Source organism: Oribacterium sp. C9, from assembly GCF_002007235.1.
In the GTDB taxonomy this organism is placed as follows: domain Bacteria; phylum Bacillota; class Clostridia; order Lachnospirales; family Lachnospiraceae; genus Oribacterium.
Genome location: NZ_MUHW01000006.1, coordinates 116523 through 134398 on the forward strand (window position 1 = coordinate 116523; position 17876 = coordinate 134398).

The 17876-nt window shown below is 45.7% G+C and carries 15 protein-coding genes; 10 read left to right on the forward strand and 5 right to left on the reverse strand.

Annotation, left to right across the window (positions count from 1 at the left end; all coding sequences use genetic code 11):
* Window positions 1–5: 5 nt before the first annotated feature.
* The 4 genes from BXO88_RS05680 to BXO88_RS05695 form a co-directional block, all read right to left on the reverse strand.
* Window positions 6–1241: an ABC transporter substrate-binding protein gene (locus BXO88_RS05680; protein WP_078036778.1), complete on the reverse strand. Its 1236-nt coding sequence runs from the start codon at window positions 1239–1241 to the stop codon at window positions 6–8.
* A gap of 142 nt (window positions 1242–1383) precedes the next feature.
* Complete coding sequence (locus BXO88_RS05685; protein WP_078036779.1) at window positions 1384–2733, reverse strand: nitrogenase component 1; 1350 nt, start codon at window positions 2731–2733, stop codon at window positions 1384–1386.
* A complete protein-coding gene (locus tag BXO88_RS05690) occupies window positions 2734–3996 on the reverse strand; it encodes a nitrogenase component 1 (RefSeq protein WP_078036780.1) in 1263 nt (420 codons plus the stop codon). It lies immediately after the preceding gene.
* On the reverse strand, window positions 3980–4744 hold the full coding sequence (locus BXO88_RS05695) for a nucleotide-binding protein (protein WP_078036781.1): 765 nt from the start codon (window positions 4742–4744) through the stop codon (window positions 3980–3982). Before BXO88_RS05695 ends, BXO88_RS05690 begins: the two co-directional genes overlap by 17 nt.
* 263 nt (window positions 4745–5007) lie before the next feature.
* Between BXO88_RS05695 and BXO88_RS05700 the strand changes: the two genes are divergently transcribed.
* The 6 genes from BXO88_RS05700 to BXO88_RS05725 all read left to right on the forward strand — a co-directional run bounded on the left by BXO88_RS05700 (window position 5008) and on the right by BXO88_RS05725 (window position 9730).
* A complete protein-coding gene (locus BXO88_RS05700; protein WP_078036782.1) occupies window positions 5008–5628 on the forward strand; it encodes a hypothetical protein in 621 nt (206 codons plus the stop codon).
* 230 nt (window positions 5629–5858) lie between these two features.
* Complete coding sequence (locus tag BXO88_RS05705) at window positions 5859–6164, forward strand: hypothetical protein (RefSeq protein WP_078036783.1); 306 nt, start codon at window positions 5859–5861, stop codon at window positions 6162–6164.
* A gap of 131 nt (window positions 6165–6295) precedes the next feature.
* Window positions 6296–7414 carry a metal ABC transporter substrate-binding protein gene (locus tag BXO88_RS05710; protein ID WP_242945162.1) on the forward strand — a complete coding sequence of 373 codons (1119 nt, stop codon included), beginning with the start codon at window positions 6296–6298 and terminating at the stop codon, window positions 7412–7414.
* 84 nt (window positions 7415–7498) lie between these two features.
* A complete protein-coding gene (locus BXO88_RS05715; protein ID WP_078036785.1) occupies window positions 7499–8209 on the forward strand; it encodes a metal ABC transporter ATP-binding protein in 711 nt (236 codons plus the stop codon).
* Window positions 8209–9039 (forward strand): metal ABC transporter permease, encoded by an 831-nt coding sequence (locus BXO88_RS05720; protein WP_078036786.1) that lies wholly within the window; start codon window positions 8209–8211, stop codon window positions 9037–9039. Before BXO88_RS05715 ends, BXO88_RS05720 begins: the two co-directional genes overlap by 1 nt.
* A gap of 37 nt (window positions 9040–9076) precedes the next feature.
* Entirely contained in the window at window positions 9077–9730 is a 654-nt protein-coding gene (locus tag BXO88_RS05725) for a hypothetical protein (protein ID WP_078036787.1), read from the forward strand.
* 214 nt (window positions 9731–9944) lie between these two features.
* Here the strand turns inward: BXO88_RS05725 and asnB are convergent, their stop codons facing one another.
* Entirely contained in the window at window positions 9945–11531 is a 1587-nt protein-coding gene (gene asnB, locus BXO88_RS05735) for an asparagine synthase B (protein WP_078036789.1), read from the reverse strand.
* A gap of 421 nt (window positions 11532–11952) precedes the next feature.
* Here asnB and BXO88_RS05740 point away from each other — a divergent pair, with 421 nt between their 5' ends.
* The 4 genes from BXO88_RS05740 to BXO88_RS05755 all read left to right on the forward strand — a co-directional run bounded on the left by BXO88_RS05740 (window position 11953) and on the right by BXO88_RS05755 (window position 17576).
* Entirely contained in the window at window positions 11953–13149 is a 1197-nt protein-coding gene (locus BXO88_RS05740; RefSeq protein ID WP_078036790.1) for an LL-diaminopimelate aminotransferase, read from the forward strand.
* Window positions 13150–13325: 176 nt separating this feature from the next.
* Complete coding sequence (locus tag BXO88_RS05745) at window positions 13326–14540, forward strand: glutamine synthetase family protein (RefSeq protein WP_078036791.1); 1215 nt, start codon at window positions 13326–13328, stop codon at window positions 14538–14540.
* 118 nt (window positions 14541–14658) lie between these two features.
* Window positions 14659–15261, forward strand: a complete 603-nt coding sequence (locus BXO88_RS05750) for an ANTAR domain-containing response regulator (RefSeq protein WP_078036792.1) — start codon at window positions 14659–14661, stop codon at window positions 15259–15261.
* A 206-nt stretch (window positions 15262–15467) separates the two neighbouring features.
* Window positions 15468–17576, forward strand: coding sequence for a glutamine synthetase III family protein (locus BXO88_RS05755; protein WP_078036793.1), 2109 nt, complete (start codon window positions 15468–15470; stop codon window positions 17574–17576).
* The last annotated feature ends 300 nt before the right edge of the window (window positions 17577–17876 follow it).

A 17876-nucleotide genomic window follows, 5' to 3' on the forward strand; every position in this document is an offset into this window, starting at 1 on the left:
GCCTATTACTTACCCGATCTTGTGGCGTTCCAGCTTGTTCCCTTGGCAGCCTCAGGTGATGCATCAAGTATGCCCTGAGCCTGTTCGTCAGTTACATCGTAATCATAGAACTCTTTGTAATACTTCTTTATCTCGTCGATCATGTCATAGTCGAAGAGCTCAGGATGAAGAGTCTTTGCCATCCACTTAACCATGAGAGGAGTGTCTCCGCATGGAACATACCAGCGGTAAACACCAAGAGGCTCCTTGTAGACCTTGCCGTTCTTTACTGCAGAAACCTGTGACCAGTCCTGTCCCTCGATACTGTTGTTGTAGAGATCATCAGGCATGGTCTCTGTAAATGTGGTCAGGATAATGATGTCAGGATCCCACTCATAGATCTGCTCCATGTTTACGTCACCGAAATTCTCGATCTCCTTAGCAACATTGTTGCCGCCGGCTGCATCGATCCAGAAGCCGCCGTAGAAGCCTGAACCGGATGCAGAGATCTGCTCTTTGCTGTGATTATAAAGGTAGAGTACCTTTGGCTTTTCCTTATCAGAGAGAGTTGAAACCTTTTCATCTACCTCCTTGAGAGCCTCATTTGCATAATCGATTACCTTGTCAGTGTTTCCTGTTGTTCCGAAAAGCTGACCCATGATGCCTACCCATGTTTTCAGTGTATCCACAACATTGCCGCCTTTTTCGCCAAAGACGCCGACAGCCGGGATGTTCACTGATTTTAATGCTTCATACTGGTTTTCATATTCTCCCCAGTAGATGACTACGTCAGGATCGATCTTCAGAAGTTCCTCGACATTTATGTCCTGACCTTCCACGAAGTTATCTGCGATTCCAACGAGGTCCGGGTACATGGAACCCATGATGCTGTTCGCTATGGCACTTGTTGAGCCCGGATGTATTCCCTTCAGATTCTCTATAGGCGCACCTGTCAGGGCGTAAATGCTGGGAAGCGGAAGAGCTGTGAGAACAACGCTGTCCGGATCCTTGGGAACAGTTACCTCTCTGCCGTTCATGTCTGTAACGGTAATAGTATCTGCGGAATCAGCAGCAGTGTCTTTTACATCAGCTGAACTTTCATCAGATGGTTTCTCTGATGCAGCTTCCGAAGAGGCAGCCTCACCTGTTTCTGTTGCAGAAGATGTGGAGCCGGCCTCAGGAACTTCGTTGGAGGCATTGCCGCATCCTGTGAGTGCCAGCATGCCGGCGAGAGCAAGGGTTAAATAAAGATTTTTTTTCATTGTTTTCTCCTTATAACTTGTATGGTTTTGAATCGAAGGTTTAAGTCGATTCTTAAATACCTGCTTGAATGTTCGATACACTTAGTCCATTCAGGGATTTATGACCCTGAATGGACTTTTTCTGTGATTCAGTAAGCCGGTCTTAAAATCCGCTCGCAATAGAGGAGAGGTAATTTGAACCGGCAATGTCAGATAAAGGGGAATTTCGAAGCATATCGTCGAAATATTTCCCGAGAAAGGGTTTAGCGTCTTTGTGGTAGATATCACCGGAAACGGCATATTGAGGAAGTGGCAGAAAAAGCTTTTTGTGATTTTTCGGAAGAAGCTTTTCAAACAGAGGATCGGCTATCAGAACACTGTACCTTTCATCACAGAGAGCCTTTTTTATTTCCTTTTCATTCTTGAGGTTAAGAACGGAAGAGGAAGAGATGTCCCTGTCCGGGGTGAAGATGCATCCGACTGTGACATTGAAATGATCTCTAAAATAATGTTTCAGGGATTCGCTTATGATCTGGTCACCGATTATGAGAGCGTTCTTTTTTTCGCCATTACCGGAAAATGGTTCAGAGAAGAACATTTCTGATTTCTTACTTAAAGCCACCTCCTTAAGTCTTTCCGCATATAGAGTAAGATTCTTTTCTCCCAATGGAACGCCGCAGAGATAGGGTATGCCGTATTTCTTTTCCATGTATTTAGCAGTGAGGAATCCGGCATGTGAAACCGCGATATTTACATGAGCCTGCCCCATATTTCTGAGCTGACTAAGGTTATAGCCGTAACCCGGGCGGGCGATCAGAGAAAAGCCGCTTCTGTTCAAGACATCCTGCAGGTGGTCGAGGTCCTCAGGTCTTTCGTAATCGAGAGGAGTTGCACCCAGGATGTTGTAGAGAAGTGTGTCGGAAAGTTCACTATTATATGTAGCAGCCTGGGGTGTTGTCTGTATTTCAGGACTCACGGCTGTGGATTTGGCTGTCAGATTCTCTGTATCCGGTTTTGTCATCTGTGAGTTCAGACTCACGGCTGCGGTTCTGTCCGCCTGCTTTTCCGATGGACAAAACTTATCAAGGAGGGCTTTAGCCGCCTTAAAGGCGCCTGCATCGTAGTAGTCTGTTCCGGTGGTTTCTATTCCGATGGCAGGGATCCCTGTCTCTGATTCGATCTCATGCGCAAGTCCCTTTAGGTCCATACCGATGACCATGGGAACAGGGCTTCCTACCAGAGCCACGAATTCAGGGTTTAATGTTTTTATTGCGGCGTAGACATTGTCCTTAAGTTTCTGGTCATTTCCCATTATCGCATCTATCATGCGGAGGCCTGAGCAGAATACGGTAGCCTTTGAGTCATACCATCTGGGCTCATCGTGACCGGTATAATTACCTGTACAGCCTCCGGCGTCATGCATGACTGTCAGAGCATCGAGGTCAAATAACATTGCCCCTGCACCGGAATAATCCGGAGAGAAGGGCGGTAAATACAAACAAAGTTGTGCCATTTAAATCACCAATCCATATTCATTGATCAATTGTTTCAGGTCCCGGGGATTCTGATAAGCTTCTGTGATTCGCCTCATAAGTGAAACGATTCCGTCATAGCCGAACATCTGAAGGTCTGCGAACATATCTGCGATATAACGGGATTTTGCCATATATGCGGCCTGTATTCCGATAGAGAGGCTCTCTGTGAGTCTGTGATCGAAGAGTACCGCTTCGCAGGAATCGGGTCTGTAGAACTCTACCTCAGGATGATGAGCCCGTATCCATTCCATATGGTCTTCATCGCTTTTAATGACAGCCTCAGCTTCCACGCGGATAACATTGAAACCGAAACTGAGGAGCGCCTTTGCCATACCGAAGGGGTGATAGGTGGCAGAGGAGTCCACTATGACGGGAAGGTCGCCCACCAGAGCTCTGGCTCGTTCCACAGCTATCTCCGCGGCTTTTCTGTCAGCTTCAAGATCAGGGACAGTTTCCAAGCCGAGAGCCTGTGCTATCGCTTTATAGCTTTCGGAAATTTCATCCGGGTCGAAGCTTACAGGCACTTCGAGATAGGGGATATGAAAATTCTTTTCCATATCCTTTGCGGCGAGCCTGCCTAGGGGGGTGAGTATCAGATTGAGACGAGAGGATGCCATAGCTGTAAAGTCCGAAAAAGAGGAGTAGCCGGTCACATGCTTTAAAGGAGCGATCCGGTTAAGCTCACAGCTTTCGGGAAGCGGTTCATAAGCGCCCAGGATATTGACATAAGCATCCTTTTCTATATCTGCCGGGTTTATACCCCTGTTCTCGAAGTCTGTAGCTATGGTTCTGTAAATATCTCTCTGAATCGCCTGAGCAGGTGGCTCAGAGGTATCTGTTTTTATGGGATTCATATGGGATGACTGGAAAACTATGCCGGGGAACCTGTCGCTCAATGCTTCCTTCAGGGCTTCGTGATCTGTTCCGATGAGATCGTCGAGACAGGTGAATATCATGACGATGACTTTCGGCTTTTTTTCGAGAGTAGCAAGGACCTCTGCCACAGCATCACCTATGAGGTCGTCGTAGCCGCTGACTATATCGCTCTGACTAAGGTAAAGATAAAAGATCCTGTCTTTGTAACCGTTTTTTATGGCTCCCAGCGCCCCGTGTCTTCCACAGGCAGAAGGTCCCACAAAAAGCTCTATGCTTTCAGGGACCATGAGCCCCATGCGGCATATTCCGTAGTCACCCTTACTTGGTGCATCATAATGTAGACCGCCTTTACACAAGCACTGCATCTGTCACCTCCATGACCTTTCTGGCCAGCTGTCTGTAGCGTTCAGCCATTTCGCTTTTAGGAAGAGCTTCTATTACGGTTTTTCCTTCGCTTTCCGCAAGCTGGACCGCTCCGTCACGTGGAACTATATAGAGGACCTCCGTGTCATTTTCTGACGCAGCCTGTGAGACGATGGAATCTTCGTTTTCCACGTTTCGTGAATTCTGTATATAACCTGCCAGCCGGGCATAACCGCGTTTTCCGAAGTTACGGATAGCGTGGGAGATGTTGTCGGCTGCAAAAAGCGCCATCATCTCACCGGAAGTAACTATGATGACCTGATCGGCATATCCGCCTCTTATGGGCATGGCAAAACCGCCGCATACCACATCGCCTAAAACGTCGTAAAGAACTATGTCTGGGTCATAAACATCGTAGGCGTGAAGCTCCTCAAGCTTTTCGAAGGCTGTTATAATGCCTCTTCCGGCACAGCCGATTCCGGGAGTAGGACCGCCGGATTCAACGCAGATTATGTTTCCGTATCCGGTGAAGGTTATATCTTCAAGGGTGAGGTCATCACCTTTTTTTGAGATCTGATCGAGAACAGTGGGGATCCGTTTTCCACCCATGAGATTTTTGGTGGAGTCTGCCTTTGGGTCACAGCCGATCTGCATGACTTTGAGACCCATCTCTGAGAGTGCGGCAGACAGATTGGAAGTGGTGGTGGATTTGCCGATACCGCCTTTTCCGTATATAGCTATTTTTTTCATGTTCCTCCATGTGATAAAGAAAGATATGTTAGAGCGGTTAGAGATGCCTAATTCTGGTTAGTATCCCCTAACCTGTTTTTGACATTTTAAAGATGGAAAAATAAATTGTCAATCAGAAATAAAAGAATAATTTGTTATTTGTGAGTAGCATCATGTATAATTTATATTGAATATGAACCATGAAAAATATATGATGGAGTCATATCTGAATATTTCGATAAAGTATTAAAAGGGCGTGTCTGCCCAGGATGGAGGATACATATATGGCTAGAAAAAAAGGTTTTGGTAGTCTGTTAGGATTGGCTGCACTTGTTGGCGGAGTTGCAGCAGTGGTATCTTATCTTTACAAGTATCAGAAGTTTTCTGAGGAGGTTGACAAGGACTTTACAGATGTTCTTGATTCTGCTCAGGAAGTTAAGGATACTGCCAAGAGATCATATACTACACTTAAGAACGGTCAGGCAAAGGATGAGATAAAGGCTGCAGCAAAGGATCTGGGATATGCTGCCAAGAATCTGGCGATTGATACAAAGAATCTTTGTGTTGATGCCGGTAAGGATGCCTACAGAACAGTAAAGGATGTTCTCAATGAGAAGTTGGGAGAGCAGGATGATGAAGACGACGAAGATCTCGATATCTGTGACGAGGATGTAGTATCCGATGATGAGGTAGAGATCGAGTTCTACACTGTGGAGGATGAGAAGCCTGCATCAGAGGTTTCTGAGGAAACTGCAGCTGAAGCTGAGAAGGTTGATGATGGAGAGGCTGTGAAGGAAGCTGAAGCAGAGACCGAGAAGAAGGCTGAGGAAGAGTCAAAGGAGGATGTGAAGGCTGAAGAGAAAAAGCCAGAAGAGACTCCTGAGGAGAAAAAGGCTAAAAAGTGATGATCCATGCAGTGTGCGGTCGATTTTTCAATATTCATTGTATAAGAATTTAATAAACCTGAAGACGCAGTCGTTGATGACTGCGTCTTTTTTTGCGATAAGGCCGTGCGAAATCGAACAGCAAAGCTGTGAGATGCGGCGATAAGGTTATAATTTGAAAATAACTTGCAAATTGATTGACAAATGAACATAAAAAATGGTATTTATATTTTTCAATGGAGGAAGCTGCGATGTTTAGAATGACAGATTCAAAAAGAATAGCTGCCGGCATCATGGGATTCATGATGCTTTTTATCGTGCTGTTTTCTGCTTCTGTCATAGCTTCAGAGTCCGTTCATGACTGTACAGGCGAAGAGTGTCCGATTTGTGCATGCATCAATCAGTGTGAGAATACCCTTCGTCAGGTTGGCGGCGGGATAGATTTGCATACAGACTCTATCGCTCCATTCATTTTTATTCTTTTAGCGGCGTTTCCTGTTACGGCTTCATTAACTGCGGAAACCCTCGTCTCAAGAAAAATCCGTTTAAATAATTAAAAAAACCTCCATATGGGCGGACTATATTCTTTTCGGTAAAATTCTGAAATTCGCCGTACCGGTACAGGTGAAAAAGATGGTTCACCCTTTTTTGTGTATCAAAAATTGAATATATCTGGAGGTTTTATATCGTGAAAAGATTTATTTCTCTTACTATGGCTGCCGTTTTGATGGGAGCCTCTGTTTCTGCGTGTGGTTTTAACAGTGTCGAGGTCAAGCCTGAGTCAGGTAATGACAAAGTAGAGATCGTTACAACCATTTTCCCTGAGTATGACTGGGTAAAGAATGTCCTCGGTGAGAATCCGGCTGATGCTGAAGTTACCATGCTTATCGACAAGGGCGTGGATCTCCATAGTTTCCAGCCTACGGCGGATGACATCATAAAGATATCCTCCTGCGACATGTTTGTATATGTGGGCGGTGAATCGGACGAGTGGGTAGCTGATGCCCTCAAGGAAGCCGTGAACAAAGACATGGTGGTCATAAATCTTCTGGACTGCCTCGGAGATTCCGTCAAGGAGGAAGAAGTAGTGGAAGGCATGCAGGAGGAAGAGCATGACCATGATGAAGAAGATCATGATCATGAAAATGCTGAAGAAAAGCATGACCATGAGAATGAAGAAGAGCATCATGATGGGCATGAATCAGAAGGTGAGCATCATGAAGGACATGAGCCGGAAGATCACGACCATCATCACGAAGAAGGTGAGATCGAATACGACGAGCACGTGTGGCTCTCACTTAGAAATGCAGAGACATTGACACAGAAGATCTCAGAGGGATTACAGACCATAGATCATGCCAATGCTGAGACCTATAAGAAAAATGCAGCTGACTACATCGGAAAGCTTCAGGCGCTTGATGCGGATTATCAGGCTGCAGTTGACGGGGCTTCCGTCCGCACACTTTTGTTCGGAGATCGTTTCCCGTTCCGATATATGGTTGATGATTACGGACTCGATTATTTTGCCGCTTTTGTAGGCTGTTCTGCAGAGACCGAGGCAAGCTTTGAGACTGTTTCCTTCCTCTCAAAGAAGGTGGATGAGCTTTCTCTTCCTGCTGTCATGACCATAGAGGGACCGGATCATCGTATCGCAGAAACTATAGTTCAGAATACCGGTGCGAAAAATCAGAAGATACTTACGCTGGATTCCATGCAGGCAACAACAGGAGAAGATGTGAAGAATGGAACGACGTATCTCTCTGTAATGGAAAACAATCTTTCAGTACTGAAGGAAGCACTGGATTAAAGGAAGGTCTTCGGACTGAGAGTAGGGAACAGACATTTAAAGGATGGGTTTGAAAGTCTCAGACATAGGAATAAAGGAGAATTTATGGCATTAATTACTGTTCAGAATCTGGCCCTGGGTTATGATTCACGCGCTATTGTTGAGAATCTGAATTTCTCTGTAAATATGGGCGATTATCTTTGCATCGTAGGAGAGAACGGTTCCGGCAAAAGCACACTGATGAAAACATTGCTCCATCTTCAGGAGCCTGTCAGCGGTCAGATCCTGACCGGTGATGGATTGAGAAAAAATGAGATAGGTTATCTTCCGCAGCAGACTGTGGTCCAGAAGGATTTTCCGGCATCTGTGTGGGAGATCGTTCTTTCGGGATGTCAGAGTCGCTGCGGTCTCAGACCTTTTTATACAAGGGAAGAGAAGCGTCTTGCGGAAGAAAATATGGAAAGAATGAGTATCACAGATCTAAGGAATCGTTGTTATCGCGAATTGTCCGGCGGACAGCAGCAGAGAGTTCTTCTTGCGAGAGCACTGTGCGCCACCAGGAAGATACTGCTTCTTGACGAGCCGGTATCGGGGCTCGACCCTAAAGTCACTGCGGAGATGTATGAACTTATCGCCGGACTTAATGCTGAGGGTATCACGGTGATCATGATATCCCATGACATTTCGGCTGCATTGCGGTATGCAAGTCACATTCTTCATATCGGGGACGAAGTGTTCTACGGCACCAGGAACGATTACCTGAAGAGTAATGCCGGAAGAAGATTCATGATGAAACAGAAAGGCGGTGCGGCATAATGTTAGAGAAGCTTTCGATGTATATGCATTATCCTTTTGTGAGATATGCGGTAATAGTTGGAGTCCTGATCGCACTGTGCTCGGCTCTTTTAGGGGTAACTCTGGTACTTAAGAGATTTTCCTTCATAGGAGACGGATTGTCTCATGTGGCGTTTGGAGCTATAGCCATCGCCAGTGTTTTTAATCTGACGAATCAGATGCTTCTGGTTCTGCCTGTCACCATAATAAGCGCCATTATGCTACTTCGGACGGGACAGGATGCGAAGATAAAGGGTGATGCTGCTATCGCTATGATCTCGGTAGGAGCATTGGCATTCGGATATCTCATTATGAATATATTTTCAACCTCCTCAAATTTGTCCGGGGATGTGTGCAGCACCCTGTTCGGATCCACCTCCATACTGACCCTGACAAAAAGAGAGGTATGGCTCTGTACGGTGCTGTCCGTAGCTGTAGTTGTTATCTTCGTGCTGTTTTACAACAAGATCTTTGCGGTTACCTTTGATGAGAATTTCGCGAAGGCCACAGGCACAAATGCCGGCAGCTACAACCTTTTGATAGCGGTGGTGATAGCTGTGATCATTGTGCTTGCCATGAATCTCGTAGGCTCACTTCTGATATCGGCCCTGTCCATTTTTCCGGCGCTGTCAGCCATGCGCATTTTCCGGAGCTTTAAGGCGGTCACCATCTGTTCAGCGGTCCTTTCGGTGATATGTGCTTTCTTCGGGATCATCATTTCGATTCTTGCGGGAACACCTGTGGGTTCCACTATAGTGGTGGTGGATGTGATTGCTTTCGGAGTCTGTTATCTGATCGGGATGGTGCGATGAGATCAGGAATGTTCAATGGAAGTGTAGATATACATATATGGATAAATATAAAAGAATTATAGGATTATTCCTTTGTGTTCTGGTGATTTCAAGCTTGTCGGGATGCGGTGATAATGCGGCTGCCACGGGGCTGAATGTAAATCAGACCAAAGGTGTCAGTGACGTTCTCGCAGCAGGAATGGCAGAAGAGGATAAGAAAAAGGATAACATTGACCCGAGTAAGGGAAATGGGACTGAATCAGAGTCAAAGGAAGAATCATCCGGTGTAAATGAAGAGATATCAGAGGATCAGACATATTTAGAATACTATCAGGGGCTTGCTTCAGAGGAGGCTTCAGAAAAAAACGATGGTATAGATGTGGATCTGACAGCACTGTCCAGTACCATGGTTTTTGCCGAGGTCTACAACATGATGATGGATCCCATGTCTTACATAGGGAAGACTGTAAGGATGAATGGAAGCTTTACAATATATCATGATGATGAAAAGAACAGAGATCATTATGCCTGCATCATTCAGGATGCAACGGCCTGCTGCTCACAGGGAGTAGAGTTCATGCTTACAGATGACTATACATTTCCTGAGGACTACCCGGAAGAGGGAGAGGATATCTGTGTAACAGGTGTGTTCAAGACCTATAAAGAAGGAAAGTATACCTACTGGGCTCTGATGGATGCAAAGAAAGATTGAAAACATAAGAAAAGCAAAAGCTCCGTCTCATAATGAGGTGGAGCTTTTGCTTATAGGGAGTATAAGTTTATCGGCTGTAGCCGTAAACTTCGTTATTACCCTCGATTTTGATTCGAGGGAGCCACCGGGGCTTTTGAAAAACCGGATAGTTCCAAAAAACAGAAAAAAGGTATCAATATAGGTGAGTGCGGAACATATCCGTTGAGACCGGAAATTATTTTCCGGAGTCTCCGTAGTTTGAAAGTACTCGAGCTGACGGATCGTTTACATTGCATCCCGGCCATGTCTTGTTAGGCATCCAGAAATCAACGACCATTTCTGACTGACCCGGATAGTATTTCTCAAAGATCTCTCTGAAGAGAAGAGATTCCTTGGTGAACGGTGTGGCATGAGTATACTGAGCACATTTCTCCTTGAACTCTTCATCAGTGTAATGTGCCTCGGCGAATTCTGCGATGTCATCCTTTAATGAGTGACCAACTGCGTCTGAGAATGCAGCCTTTTCACGCATGAGGATGCTTTCCGGAAGGATGTGATCCTTCTCGAAGGCGTGACGAAGGAGATATTTACCCTTGTTGTATTTGTTGAGCTTCTTCTCAGGATCGATATGCATTACGTAATCAACGAAATCAAGGTCACCGAATGGGACTCTTGCCTCGAGAGAGTTTACGCTTATGCAGCGGTCTGCACGAAGAACGTCGTACATATGGAGCTCGCGGACACGCTTCTCGGCTTCCTTCTGGAATTCCTCTGCAGAAGGAGCGAAGTCTGTGTACTTGTAACCGAAGATCTCATCGGAGATCTCACCTGTAAGAAGCACTCTGATATCTGACTGCTCGTGAATTGCCTTGCATAAAAGGTACATACCGATAGAGGCACGTACGGTTGTGATGTCGTAGGTTCCAAGTGCTGCGATGACCGGCTCGATAGCATTGACAACATCATCTTTGTTAATTATGACTTCGTGGTGGTTTGAACCGATGAAGTCGGCAACTTCTCTTGCATACTTAAGGTCGATGGCATCGATGTCCATACCGATGGCATAGGTCTCTATAGGCTTGTTAAGAAGCTTTGCAGAAATGGCACAAACGAGAGATGAATCGAGACCGCCGGAGAGGAGGAAACCTACAGGAGCGTCAGCATCAAGGCGCTTCTCCACGCCCTTTACGAGAAGGTCATGGATGTGAGTGCTGATAGCCTCGAGGTCATCGCGCTTGTTGTATTTATTTACTCTGGAAATATCATGATAGCAGTGGAACTCACCATCCTTATAGTAATGTCCGGGCGGGAATGGCTTGATCTCATGGCAAAGACCCACAAGGTTCTTTGGCTCTGAGGCGAAGGTCATGATTCCGTCATCAGTCTTTCCATAATAGAGCGGACGGATTCCGAAAGGATCCCTGGCTGCTATGTAAGACCCGGTTTCTGCGTCATATATGATGAGAGCATATTCAGCATCGAGCATTCTGAACATGTCTGTTCCGTATTCTTTATAAAGAGGGAGAAGAATCTCACAATCTGAATCGGATTTAAATGTATAACCCTGTGTTGAAAGGCGCTCCTTCATGGAACGGAAGCCGTAGATCTCACCGTTGCAGACTACCCATGAACTGTCAAGATTGAAAGGCTGCATTCCGGCTTCATTAAGCCCCATTATGGAAAGACGATTGAAACCGAGGTAACCGTTACCTGTGTCAACTATCCTTGTTGCGTCAGGTCCTCTTGATACAGTTTTTAAGAGCGCTGTCTTTACGACTTCGAACTGCGCGCGCTTGTCACAGAATCCAATGATACTACACATACTAATACTCCCGAAAAAATAATTGTAAACAACAAAAGACGGCAAAGAACCCGGGTTGAAAACCGACTCCTTTGCCGTCTTTATGGTTCATGATTATTGCGCGGCAGAAAAGGATTGTCAATATAAAATTTTGAATTATATCCCCGGACTGATGGTGAAACAGGAACTCATTAATTAGAGGAAGAGTTTTATTTATGTGGGACCATGGAATATCTGACATGAAATTATTTGATTTTTTACTGCGGTAAATTTTCTTGACATCCAATTATCTGTCCGTATAATGAAACGCAAAGGACAACGGCGTCCGGGTTTAAACCGGGGGTATGTTGTCCTTTCGTCGTTTTACGCAGCTTATAAGTCCTACGCATGGCTTCGCACTATGTGGTACAGGACTTATGCAATAATACTGGGGAGTATAAAAATGTCTGCAAAGATCAATCAAAATTATCTGAAGCTTAATGAAAGCTATCTTTTTTCTGAGATTGCGAGACGCATACGTGTGTGGCAGTCTGAGAATCCTGAAGTATCAAATAAACTTATCCGTATGGGAATAGGTGATGTAACCAGACCCCTTCCCAAGTCAGTAGTAGATGCAATGGTCACTGCTGCAAAAGAAATGGGAGAGGCAGAGACATTCAGAGGATACGGGCCTGAACAGGGTTATGACTTTCTTAAGGAAGCTATCCGCAAGTACTACACAAAGTTCGGTGTAGAGCTTAAGTCTGATGAGATCTTCATTTCTGACGGAGCCAAGTCAGATCTCGGAAACATTTTGGATCTGTTCAGCGAGGACAATACCGTACTGGTAACCGATCCGGTTTATCCTGTATATGTAGATACCAACATGATGGCAGGTCGAAAGACTATTTTCGCCATGTCTTCTGAAGAGAATGGATTTTTACCGATGCCCTCACCGGAATACAAGGCTGACATCATTTATCTCTGCAGTCCGAACAATCCTACAGGAGCTGTATATGACAGAGAGGCTCTTAAAAAGTGGGTAGAGTTCGCGAAGGAGAACGGTTCCATCATCCTGTTTGATGCTGCATATGAATGTTTCGTCACAGGTGACTATCCTCACAGCATATATGAGATACCTGGAGCAAAAGATGTAGCCATCGAGTTCTGCAGCCTTTCAAAGAAGGCCGGTTTTACAGGAACAAGATGCGGATACACAGTGGTTCCGGAGGATCTCGAGAGAGACGGAGGAAAGCTCAACAAGATGTGGCTTCGCCGCCAGACTACAAAGTTCAATGGCGTAAGCTATATCACTCAGAGAGGTGCCGAGGCGGTATTTACTGAGGAAGGCGAGAAGGAGATAGAGGAGAACATCAGGTATTATCGTGAGAACGCAAAGATCATCACAGATACCATGGATAAGCTTCATATTTACTATACCGGCGGAAAGAATTCACCGTATATCTGGCTCAAGTGCCCGGGTGATATGGACAGCTGGAGCTTTTTCGACAGGCTTCTGAAGGAGGCTTATGTGGTGGGAACACCGGGAGAAGGCTTCGGAAAGTCAGGAGAGAAGTTCTTCCGTCTGACAGCATTCTCAACTCACGAGAATACAAAGGAAGCCATGGAGCGATTTGAGAAATTCGTTTCGGGACTTTGAGACATAACATAACAGTGTATATTGATCACATGAGTGCCGGAAGTCGATATCGAGGCTCTTCGCACCTTCGGCACTTAAAATTTTTCATAACACATTACAATTAATAAAGCGAGTTTACTAAGATGAATTTAAGTAATACAATATTTACGACCTATGAAAAATTAGAGGTGGAAGAAATGAATTCGTACGAAGACGTCCTCGAGTTTGTTGAAGAGGAAAACGTCAAATTTATAAGACTCGCATTCTTTGATGTATTTGGCGTACAGAAGAATATAGCAATCATGCCGGATGAGCTTAAGCGTGCATTTACAGAAGGTGTAAGCATTGACGCCAGTTCAGTGGCAGGCTTTGGTGCTGAGGTTCACTCAGATCTTTTCCTGAGACCGGATCCGACCACCATGTCCATAGTTCCATGGAGACCTCTCGACGGCAGAGTTGCAAAGATGTTCTGCGATATAGAGTATCCAGACGGAAGTCTGTTTCAGCGAGACAGCCGCTGGCTTCTGAAGAAGGCTGTTGAGTTCGCTTCCGATAAGGGTATTAAGGTAAATTTCGGAACAGAGGTTGAGTTCTATATCTTCAAGCTTGATGAAAACGGAAACCGTACCATGATCCCTCAGGATACGGCCGGTTACATGGATATCGCTCCCGAGGATCACGGTGAGAATATAAGAAGAGACATTAGCCTTGCCCTTGTGGATATGGGCATCAGACCTGAGTCCAGTCATCATGAGATGGGACCGGGACAGAACGAGGTTGATTTCCGTTATGCAGATCCGCTGGTTGCTGCGGACAATGCTTCCACCTTCAAGTGGGTGGTTAAATCCATAGCAAATTCAGACGGTGTGTGGGCTGATTTCAGTCCTAAGCCGATTCCGAATCAGCCGGGAAACGGAATGCATATAAATATTTCTGTAGAGGCTTCGGATGGAAAGGATTATACGGATCAGTTCATGGCAGGTATCCTCGAGCATATCAGAGAGATATCACTGTTCCTGAATCCTACCAGAGAGAGCTATGAGCGACTTGGTGACATGAAGGCGCCAAAGTTTGTAAGCTGGTCTGAACAGAACCGTTCACAGCTTATACGTATTCCGGCAACAAGATCGGATCTCAGAAGGATCGAGCTTCGTTCACCGGATCCGACAGCCAATCCGTATCTGGCATTCACACTTCTTATCTATGCCGGAATCGACGGCATAGACAGACATCTTCAGCCTATGGAGCCGCTGGATGTGAATCTTTTCAAGGCGGATACTACGATTACCGACGGACTCAAGAGACTTCCACAGTCACTTGATGAGGCCATCGCTTACGCAAAGGGTTCAGACTTTGTGAAGATGCTTCTTCCGGAGGGTTATCTTGCAGCTTACTCAGGAGAAGAACTGTAGGATGAAAAAATTTCCGAAAGTTATTTCGGAGAATGAGAAGTCCGGCGCATGCCGGGCGTATGAACTGGTTTTTTGAGGATATCTGGTACTGCAAAAGTACCGTTTTAGGGAGATAAACATGGAGAGAGCGGAGCAAGGGAGCAGCGTGATGATTGCGGCTGCTGCCGAAAAGATAGCTGGCCAGATCAAGGGGATACTGCCTTCCGGATTTGGCAAAATGTCATTTCAGCCTTCCATGACTAAAGTCAAGCAGAAACTTGCAGAGGAAAAATTCGAACTGCTTATCATCCATACACCTCTTCCGGATGAGTTTGGACTTCAATCTGCGATGGATCTCGCTTCCAAGTACCCGGCCATGAGCATTTTGCTTCTGGTCAGCAAGGATGTGTACCAGCAGGCACTGTATCGTGCCGGAGATTCAGGCATCATGATACTGGCGATGCCCATGAGCCCCACATCTTTTTCGGCGACTATCCGCCTGCTTCTGGTCATGGGCCGGAAGATGCAGAATCTCATGAATGAGAATCAGAAGCTTCAGAGGAAGCTGGAGGATGAGCGTTATGTAAGCAGGGCAAAGTGCCTGCTCATCGAAAAAGAGGGTATGACTGAGGCGGAAGCCCACAAATATCTGGAGCGGCAGGCCATGAATACCTCCGTCACCAGAAGGGAAGTGGCAGTGAAGGTGATCCGCGAGAGCGGACGAATCGTCACGAATAAATAAGATTTAAAGAGATAGGAGCACAAATATCCTATCCATATAAAATTTATAATCAATACAGTAAAAACAGGGGACAATGGCGTTCCGGATCTATTTTGGATTCTGCGCCATTGTCCCCTGTTTATATATGCAGTTGAAGGAGTGCTGGACACTTGGCAATCTGCACTTTTATCAAGATATAAAAGCAAGAAGTATGAAGGAGGAAAGTTATGAGTACATCTACTATTTCTGAAATTTATGGAAGCCTTGTTTTTAGTGACAAGATCATGAGAGAAAGACTTCCGAAGGACATCTATAAGGCTGTTCACAAGACCATCCAGAACGGATCACATCTTGAGATAGACGTTGCCAATACAGTAGCCGCAACCATGAAGGAGTGGGCACTGGAGAAGGGAGCAACACATTATACTCACTGGTTCCAGCCTATGACAGGTCTTACAGCTGAGAAGCACGACAGCTTTATAACTCCGACAGCAGATGGCGGCGTGCTCATGGAGTTCTCCGGAAAGGAGCTGGTAAAGGGTGAGCCTGATGCTTCATCATTCCCTTCAGGCGGTCTCCGTGCAACATTCGAGGCAAGAGGCTATACTGCATGGGATCCATCATCACCTGCATTTATCAAGGATGGAACACTTTACATTCCTACAGCCTTCTGCTCATACACAGGCGAGGCTCTGGATAAGAAGACTCCGCTTCTTCGTTCCATGGAGACACTCAGCGAATCAGCAACCAAGCTCCTTCATGTACTCGGAAAGACAGGTGTTACACGAGTTGACACGACCGTAGGTTCAGAGCAGGAGTACTTCCTTATCGATAAGGATCTTTACAAGGACAGACTGGACCTTCTTCTTACAGGACGTACACTTCTCGGTGCCAGCGCTCCTAAGGGACAGGAGATGGAGGATCACTACTTCGGTGTTCTCAAGCCAAAGGTATCCGCATTCATGCATGACCTTGATGAAGAGCTCTGGAAGCTTGGAATCCCTGCAAAGACAAAGCACAATGAGGTAGCTCCTTCACAGCATGAGCTTGCTCCGGTATTTGAGACTGCCAATATCGCTGTTGATCACAACCAGCTCACCATGGAGATCATGAAGAAGGTAGCTGACAAGCATAACTTCGCATGTCTCTTACATGAAAAGCCATTTGAGGGTATCAACGGTTCAGGTAAGCACAACAACTGGTCCATGGTGACATCAGAGGGCGAGAACCTTCTGGATCCCGGAAAGACTCCTGAGAAGAACACACAGTTCCTTCTTTTCCTTATGGCCATCATCAAGGGTATCGATGAGTATGCGGATCTCATGAGAGTTTCCGTTGCAACAGCAGGAAACGACCACAGACTTGGTGCAAATGAGGCACCTCCTGCAATCGTATCTGTATATGTAGGTGACGCTCTTGAGAGAGTTCTTGAATCAATCGAGAACGGTGAGGTTGATTTCAAGTCTGATGCAGCACTTCAGATGGAGACAGGTGCACACGTACTTCCTCATTTCCGTAAGGACAACACAGACCGTAACAGAACATCACCTTTTGCATTTACAGGAAACAAGTTCGAGTTCCGTATGCCGGGTTCATCACTTTCTGTTGCAGATCCTAACATCGTACTTAACACTGCAGTTTCAGAGGCTCTGGATCAGATCACAGCGAAGCTTGAGACCTTCGCACCTGAGACATTTGAGGAAGACACAAAGAAATATATCAAGGAGCTTCTCGACCAGCACAGAAGAATCGTTTTCAACGGAAACGGCTACACAGACGAGTGGGTAGAGGAAGCTGAGAAGAGAGGTCTCTATAACCTTCGTTCACTTCCTGAGGCGATGCCTCGACTTGTGGCTGAGAAGAACAAGGAGCTCTTCATCAGACACAAGGTATTCACTGAGACTGAGATCGACTCACGTTATGAGATATTCCTTGAGAACTACTCAAAGACCATCCGTATCGAGGCACTCACCATGCTTGAGATGGTAAAGAAGGACTTCACAGAGGGTCTTTTCAAGTATCAGACAGCAGTAACAGCTACAGCACTTTCAAAGAAGCAGCTGATTCCGGGTGCAGCATGTGCCCTTGAAACAGGTATCCTCACAAAGCTTGATGCAGAGGCTGAGGAGATCAGAAAGGGAGTTGACAAGCTGGAAGCAGACCTTTCAGATACAGAGAAGCTTGAGGACAGCCTTGAGCAGGCAAAGGCATACCATGACCGCGTACTTTCAGACATGGATGCTCTGAGAGTTCATGTGGATGCAGCAGAGGCAATGATCCCTGAGAGCGATCTGCCATATCCTACATATTCAAAGCTTCTTTTCTCACTGAGATAAAGAACAATGCTTTCGTCCTTCACACATGTGCGAAAGCCCCCCGTGTAGAAGGGCGGAAGTATATGTAAAATGAAAAAATATACATTTTTGAAGATAAATCAAAAATGTAAAAACCCACCATGCAGGAGTGATTATTCATTCCTGCATGCTTTGCAACATGGAACTTTTATTACCTTTAGATATGACAAATCTAAAAGTTGGATATAGTGACATTCATTTTAGTGATAGTCCGATTTCAGGTAAGCCCGTTTAACGGGCACTCTGATGGGATTTTGGGGCTGGGACAGTGCAGCAGCTTTT